Here is a 6,934-nt window from a genome sequence, read left to right on the forward strand (position 1 = left end):
CTGCTAAATCGTGTACACTGCACCATTGGAGAAGAAAAACACAGTATAAACTCTGAGCATGGCCCTTCGGTTTTGTTTTATGATAATGCAGCGATAGAGCTGAAACCCTACCAGCAAAATAGCTAGCGTTGATTTGCAGTGTAAACGCAATTTACAGTGTAAACCCAACGACGGTGTAACCCCAATTTACAGTGTAAATGTTTTATCTTCGGCGACGTATCGTTGCACAAAAAAATCGCGTTACTGAGGTAACGCGATTTTTGATTTGAACGCTTCGCATGCGTCTAACCCTTTAGTTCTCTTTGTCCGTATTACTGAAGATATACCCTTGGAAGCCATTAACGAACAGTTCAGAAAGATGAGCGAGCTGCGCTTCTGTCTCAACCCGTGTGGCAATGGTCGTGATATTTAGATTGTGCGCTGTACGACAAATGGAGGCCAGCACATTGTCTTGCGCATCGTCCTCAATATGGCTTGTATACGCGAAATCAATTTTAACGTAATCGGGCTTAAAGCGTTGCAGATAATCAAGCGATTGAAAATTACGACCGTAATTATCGACCCCGAATTGGAAGCCGGCTTGGCGAATTTGATCCGTGAGCAGACCCGTATGATCGGCATAGCGAACAAATGCTCCCTCTGGAATTTCAAAAAGTAGTTGGCCGGCAAGTCTACGGTGTTGACTCAAGATTGTCCCCAGCCAGCGAATAAAGGATGCGTTGGTTATACTACTCAAGGTCAAGTTCACGGCGAGAGGGCCAACACTTGGATCTTGGTCTAGAGTTTTAAGCACATGTGAAACGACGTGTTTATCTAGAATCTCGCCCATTTGAAGTTGCTCTACCGCCCCTAAGAAATGACCGGCGCCATAATAGTTGCCATCTTTTTCAATTGCTGAGAACACTTCCTGATGGAGGCGGTTGGACTGACTGTCAGTGGCTGACTGATATTTGAACACAAAGAGTTCTTTCGCGACGGCCTCATGAAGCAGTGCTTTCCATTGCTGTTTGCCCATCGCCGCATCACCAATAGAATGGTCGATTAAGGTCAAAGGGTGCTCAGGCGTATTTCGTGCCTGTGAGAGTGCGTTGTCAGCTTGTGACAGCAATACACTGGCCTTTTGGTTGCCGCCGCCATTGACCGCTAACCCGACAGCAACCTTGGGTTGTATCAGCTCTGATGGATCCGCTTGCATGTCGACGACTATGGCAATGACGCGTTCGCCTAATACAAGCAAATCCTCAGAATCGGTGTTGGGTGCCAATACGACAAACTCGTCTTTGCTCAACCTTGCCGCTGTCATGTTATCGTCGCTGATAATGGTGGTTGTTAAGTGGTTGGCGAACTGCTCTACGACAAGATCGCCGGCTTCAAACCCCTGGTTTTCATATGCGTCGCTGATAAGGTCTACTTTGATGAGCGCCATTCCACCAATGCCAGACTCTGTTAACCAAGAATTAAGTTGAGCGACATAAAAGCTACGGTTTCCAAGGCCTGAGACTGGGTCACGATAAGCGGCTTTTCGCAGGCGGTCTGCCTCTTTTGCTTGTTGTTCAAAATAACGCTTAAGTTGGTCTGTCATGACATTGATCGCATTAACGACCGTTTTGAGATCGGTCGTTGGTGGCAGAGGAATGGGATCGCCAAATTTGTTTTTCGCAATCTCGCCTGCTTTTGCGGTAATACGAGCAAGAGGTCTTAGGGAACGTTGCAGTTGCCAGCCGATTATTAATGAAGCAATAACAAAGATGATTGCCATGATTGTGCCGAGTTGAACAAAGGACTTCCATAATTGTTTGTAGGCGTAGCCAGGATGGGCAACGACTTCTACTTCAGCAAGTTGCATCCAGCCGCTGGTGATGGTTTGCTTTTCAGTGATGACGGGGAAAATATCTAGATTGATAAACCACTGCGGCACACCTTGGATTTGGACAGGATATTCTCGCGTAATCTCACTGTTATCAGACAACAAGGTAAGATTAACTTCACGATAGAATCCTCCATCAAAAAAAGCGTTTATCACTGATTCGGCTGCCACCTTATCATCCGATTCAAGGTAGGGTGCGAGCGCTAGCCCCATTGAGTTCACGGTATTGTTGACATCAGAGGTTTGTTGACTGAGTAAAAAATTCCGCGTGGTGTTGAGTTCTATACCGAAGACGCCCAGCACTATGCAGAAGAAAATCACCAGCATCCACGTAAATATTTGATTGAATAACGTCATCGGTGTTTACCTATCGTATTGTCTAATCGGTTTTTGCATTTCTAGCGACTCGACACGAGTGCGCAAATCATTCCAAAGGCCAAGCCTTGAGGCGTTGCCCGCTAGTTCACCTTGTCCACGCTCTTTCATTAACCATAATCGGCTACCATTAAAACTATAGATAGGTAACAGATCGCGGCGTAATGACGCGCGTTTAATCTCTGGGTCTAAGTTGTCTAATAGCACCGGCTCGGAAGAAGGGGTTGGGTAATAAGCGACGACCATATGGAATTGGTCAAGGCGGATGGCTTTGACGTAAACAAGCCGCAACTTTTTATCATCGATTCCTAATTCTCGTAGCGAAAAATACTTAGCGATACTAAAATCTTCACAATCGCCAGCAGCAGCACCAAGAAATTCAAGCGGCGTTGCCCAGTAGTCTTTTTGGCCCCACAAGTCGATATCATCAACAAAATACAGTTGGTTGAAAAAATCATTGACGCGGTCGAGCTTATCGAGCTCTGATACATCTTGACTATTTTCGACCATATTCCGCCATGCGGTAACGCGTTTACCTGCACGATCACCGTAAAAGTTAGCGACTTTATCGACCCAGCGGGCTTCCTTTGTCGTTAGTCCAACCGTCCCAAATGAGATAAACAGGATCAGGACAATGATGTGCCATCGCTTCATTACTGATTGTCTCTCTCTACTAAGGACTTAGCGACATCGCTTGATGCGTCGTTACGTCCAAACATAGTTTAATTTGACCAAGGTCTACTCAGTTTGCCATACCTTAAACATGAGTCATAGCAGTGCAAGATGGCTTTCTAAAAACGCAACTTACTGATATCAAAATAATGTCGAAAATACTGCGCCTTGACGGCCTTTTCCTCGTATCAATGTGGATACCTTCTAGTTTAGATGAGCGAGTCACTTTTCACCGTATTGCTAGGAACAGGGTAACTTTGGTTAAACCATAAAAAGTCGCCTAGTAGGCGCCATGTATAGATGAAAATCAACTTGTTAATCAGCGTTTTCCTGCGCAAAATAGTGGAAAGTAAATGAATGGGAGAGAGCAATGGATTTGTCCGATATTCGACGAGAATATACAAAAGGGGGATTGCGTCGCGACGATTTGCCGAGTACGCCAATGGATCTGTTTGAGCACTGGCTGCAGCAAGCGATTGATACTCAGGTGCCCGATCCGACCGCGATGACGATTGCGACTGTTGATGAGCATGGGCAGCCTTTTCAACGCATCGTGTTATTGAAAGATTTTAACCAAGATGGCTTTGTATTTTATACCAATCTAGGCAGTCGCAAAGCGCTACACCTCAAGGAAAATAGCCAAATTAGTTTGCATTTTCCCTGGCACTTTATCGAGCGGCAAGTCCACATTATGGGTGAAGCCGTGCCTTTGAGTAAAAAAGACGTTTTTAAATATTTTACGTCTCGTCCAAAGGAGAGCCAAATTGCGGCGTGGGCGAGTAAGCAGAGTGAACGATTGTCTGCGCGATCGGCGCTAGAGGGAAAATTTTTAGAGCTGAAAAAGCAGTTTGAGAAAGGTGAAGTGCCGGTCCCCACTTTTTGGGGCGGTTATCGTGTGATACCTAAGAGCATTGAGTTTTGGCAAGGCGGTGCGCATCGTTTGCATGATCGATTCTTGTATCAACGGCAAAAAGATGAAAGCTGGGACATTGAGCGCTTAGCACCGTAAACCTGCGGAAGAGGCCAATATAGCGATATATTGGCCTCTTTGTTTGTCGTTTTGTGTCATTAATCTCGAAGCACGATAGAGAGCTGTTGGGTTAACAGGCTTTCTGGTATTGCAGATCCAAACCCTTGCGCGAGTGCGCGTTCAAGTAGCGCCGCTTTGGAGTCAGCCTCGAACTTCTCGCGTAAGTGCGCAAAGTGGTTTTCGATGGTTTTGACGGAAACGGATAAGGTGTTTGCAATGCTCTGCGGCTTTTTGCCGTGTAAATGAAGGAATAGAACTTCCTGCTCACGCGCAGTGAGATGGATATGTGATTGGTGGTGGTGATGATCCGTTTGCGCTTCTTCCGGATGTGTCACCGCATGACATATCCAGTGACCCACTTCTAAAATAGCGGTATCACTCAGCTCTTGGCCACAAAACATCACACCGCACACTTCACCCTTGTCATTATACCAAGGCGTTTTTGTAAATAAGTGCGCGTACCAGCGGCCGTTCGCGTAAGGATGAATGTCGAGTACACGAAGACGCTTACCCGTTTCCATCACGTAATGATCCTGTGCCTGAAATTGACGCGCAAACCGTGTGGTAGGGCTAGGCATATCGTAGTCAGTTTTACCGATACAGTCTTGTGGCTGTTCGAGGCCGATGAGCCGGCAATATTCAGTGTTGGCATAAACAAACACTGAATGCGTGTCTTTACAGCCCCAACAACCGGGGAGCTGCTCAAGCATAGACAAAGCTGGAGGCACAGGGGAGGGAGAGAGCGGGTGATTCATATAGCTTACCGACGCGTTATTATTGTTTTGAGAGTAACGATTCTGGGTCGATAGTGAAAAGTCGACAAGCTATTGGAGCATAAAAAAAAGCCGGCATAAAGCCGGCAAAGACAAGATTTCCCCGAAGGGAGTTATCCTGTACGACGTGTAGAAGAGGTTGTCTAGATAATTCACTCATACCATGAGGGTAGTTGATATAAGCTCCTTATCTGACTGCACCTAACAGTGTTAGGAACTGCAAACGCGTCTATCGGGACAAATTGCGTTTACAGACTTTACTATATCTAGAAGATTAGACGTTGGGTAGGGGGGCTTTGACCTATTGACACAGGATAAAGCAACTTAATATCAAGATTGTTATGCTGCAAGATGGCAGAGCCGGTAATAGGCGAGTTAGCTTTGGGTAGGTAAACGTAGTAAGCGTAAGTAAGAAACGTCCGATATAAAAAACGCCGCTTTTTTAGCGGCGTTTGTTTTATATGTGGGTGAATGCTTAATTTAGCGAGTTTTAATGTGTCTGATAACTCGAAAACCAAGGTAATTAGCACTGGTGTTTTCACCCAACTCTAGACGCTCAGAGGCACGTGAACGCTGAGGAGAGAAGTTCCAAGCGCCACCACGTGCAAGCGGCGTGTCGCTGCCAACCCACTCCCAGACGTTACCCGCAGTGTCATAAACACCGAATGGATTAGGCGGAAAGCTTTTCACGGGCGAGGTACGATCGTTAGACCAGACTGTGCCGCTCCAACCGGTATTCGCATTTCCCACGCCAATGTCATTGCCCCACCAATAGTCACTTTCTGTGCCGCCGCGTGCTGCGACTTCCCATTCAACGTCGTTAGGAAGTGCATAATGTTGCCCAGTTTGCTGGCTGAGCCAATCAATATAGGCGTTGGCGTCGTCTTGGTTAACACACACAACGGGCGAATCAGCCGCTTGATCAAAGCCTGGCTGACGCCAATCTGATTCTAAACTTTGACTGATTTCACCGTTTACCAGCGTATTACAGCCATTGCCTTGTTCCGCGGCAGTGACATACCCAGACGCAGTGACAAAGGCATCAAACTGCTCGACGGTGACAGGTGTGGCGCCTATCGCGAATGATTGCTGAATTGCCACGTTTTCGCGCGCATCAGGGCCCACTTTGTACTCACCGGCGCCAATGACGACCATTTGCGGTGCTTCCAGGTTTTTTGCAACGGGATCAGTAAACTTTTTGCCTGGACTGGGCGGCTGGTTTGGTTGCTCTCTAAGCTTGGCCCATACCACTTGATCTTTACCTAGATAAATTTCTCGATCATAGGGAATAAAGCCGGGTTTGGTCACCGTCAGATCGTGATTACCAACCGGTAACATCAGCTCGACTGGTGTACTGCCATAAGTCACATCGTTGATGGTTACGTTGTCATCATAACGGTTAGAGCGGACAGTCACGTTTACCCAACGTTTTGCCTGCTGCTTACGCTGTGCTTGTTTCTGTGCTTGTGTCGTCTCAACACAGTATCTGTCTTCCAAATCAAGCAAACGGCATGAGGCTGTCTTATCCGGACGACTCACCAGCTCTGCTTTTATCCGAGTAGTGTAATCCGTGCCGCCGGTAAAGCCCGCGTCCATGATCTCGCTGTTGGTCACGTGAATATTGAACGCCACGTTATCAATATTTTGTTTCACAGCGTCTGATTCGGTAACAAAGTTGGTTACCTGACCACGGAACTCTCGAATGGCTTTCTGCATGGTCAAGGTCTTGCCTTGATTTGCACAGGAAGACAGTGTCATGTTTGGCGAACAAGTCAGGCTATGGACAACCTCAATGGTGTCTTTCTGCGTTAGCTCTTTGCGCAGACGCTCTGCACGGGCTTCGCGCATCGCTTCATGCAAGTTTTCTAACGTCGTTGCCAGCAATGCTTGCTCACGCTCGAGTTTTGCCAGATGTTTTTTCTGCTCAATAATCGCGGTTTCGTTGGCAGCCTGTTCGCGCTGCTGATCATTCACCTTCTGCCATGTTTGTTGGTAGGCCTGCTGATACGGGCTAATATCTGTGCTCGGATCGGCAATTAAATCCTGAAATTTTGCATCGAGCTCTGCTTTTGCATTGCTGCGTTTGCGCTTCAGGTTGCTCAGCTCATCTTCTAACGTCGCGCGCTTAACCAGAAGGTCATCCAACTTCGCCTGCTGCAGAGCCAGTTCATCGTTTCGAGACTCCAGTGAATCTTCTTTATCACGGAGTTTCTCTAC

Annotated in this window: 5 protein-coding genes; 1 reads left to right on the forward strand and 4 read right to left on the reverse strand. The window is 47.0% G+C overall.

Annotated features, from left to right (window positions below; genetic code table 11):
- Positions 1 to 292: 292 nt before the first annotated feature.
- Positions 293 to 2,224, reverse strand: coding sequence for an EAL domain-containing protein (locus tag BZG79_RS09505; protein ID WP_077774260.1), 1,932 nt, complete (start codon positions 2,222 to 2,224; stop codon positions 293 to 295).
- A gap of 6 nt (positions 2,225 to 2,230) precedes the next feature.
- Complete coding sequence (locus BZG79_RS09510) at positions 2,231 to 2,896, reverse strand: transglutaminase-like cysteine peptidase (protein ID WP_077460816.1); 666 nt, start codon at positions 2,894 to 2,896, stop codon at positions 2,231 to 2,233.
- Positions 2,897 to 3,284: 388 nt separating this feature from the next.
- On the opposite strand from BZG79_RS09510, the gene pdxH reads away from it, so the two are divergent.
- Positions 3,285 to 3,923 carry a pyridoxamine 5'-phosphate oxidase gene (gene pdxH / locus BZG79_RS09515; RefSeq protein WP_021024053.1) on the forward strand — a complete coding sequence of 213 codons (639 nt, stop codon included), beginning with the start codon at positions 3,285 to 3,287 and terminating at the stop codon, positions 3,921 to 3,923.
- A 59-nt stretch (positions 3,924 to 3,982) separates the two neighbouring features.
- On the opposite strand, the gene BZG79_RS09520 is transcribed toward pdxH, so the two are convergent.
- Both BZG79_RS09520 and BZG79_RS09525 read right to left on the reverse strand, forming a co-directional pair.
- Positions 3,983 to 4,699, reverse strand: coding sequence for a helix-turn-helix transcriptional regulator (locus BZG79_RS09520; protein WP_077460814.1), 717 nt, complete (start codon positions 4,697 to 4,699; stop codon positions 3,983 to 3,985).
- Between the two features lie 498 nt (positions 4,700 to 5,197).
- A partial coding sequence (locus tag BZG79_RS09525; protein WP_077774261.1) for an SUMF1/EgtB/PvdO family nonheme iron enzyme occupies positions 5,198 to 6,934 on the reverse strand: 1,737 nt, incomplete at its 5' end.

The organism is Salinivibrio sp. MA427, assembly GCF_001996115.1.
Classification (GTDB): domain Bacteria; phylum Pseudomonadota; class Gammaproteobacteria; order Enterobacterales; family Vibrionaceae; genus Salinivibrio; species Salinivibrio costicola.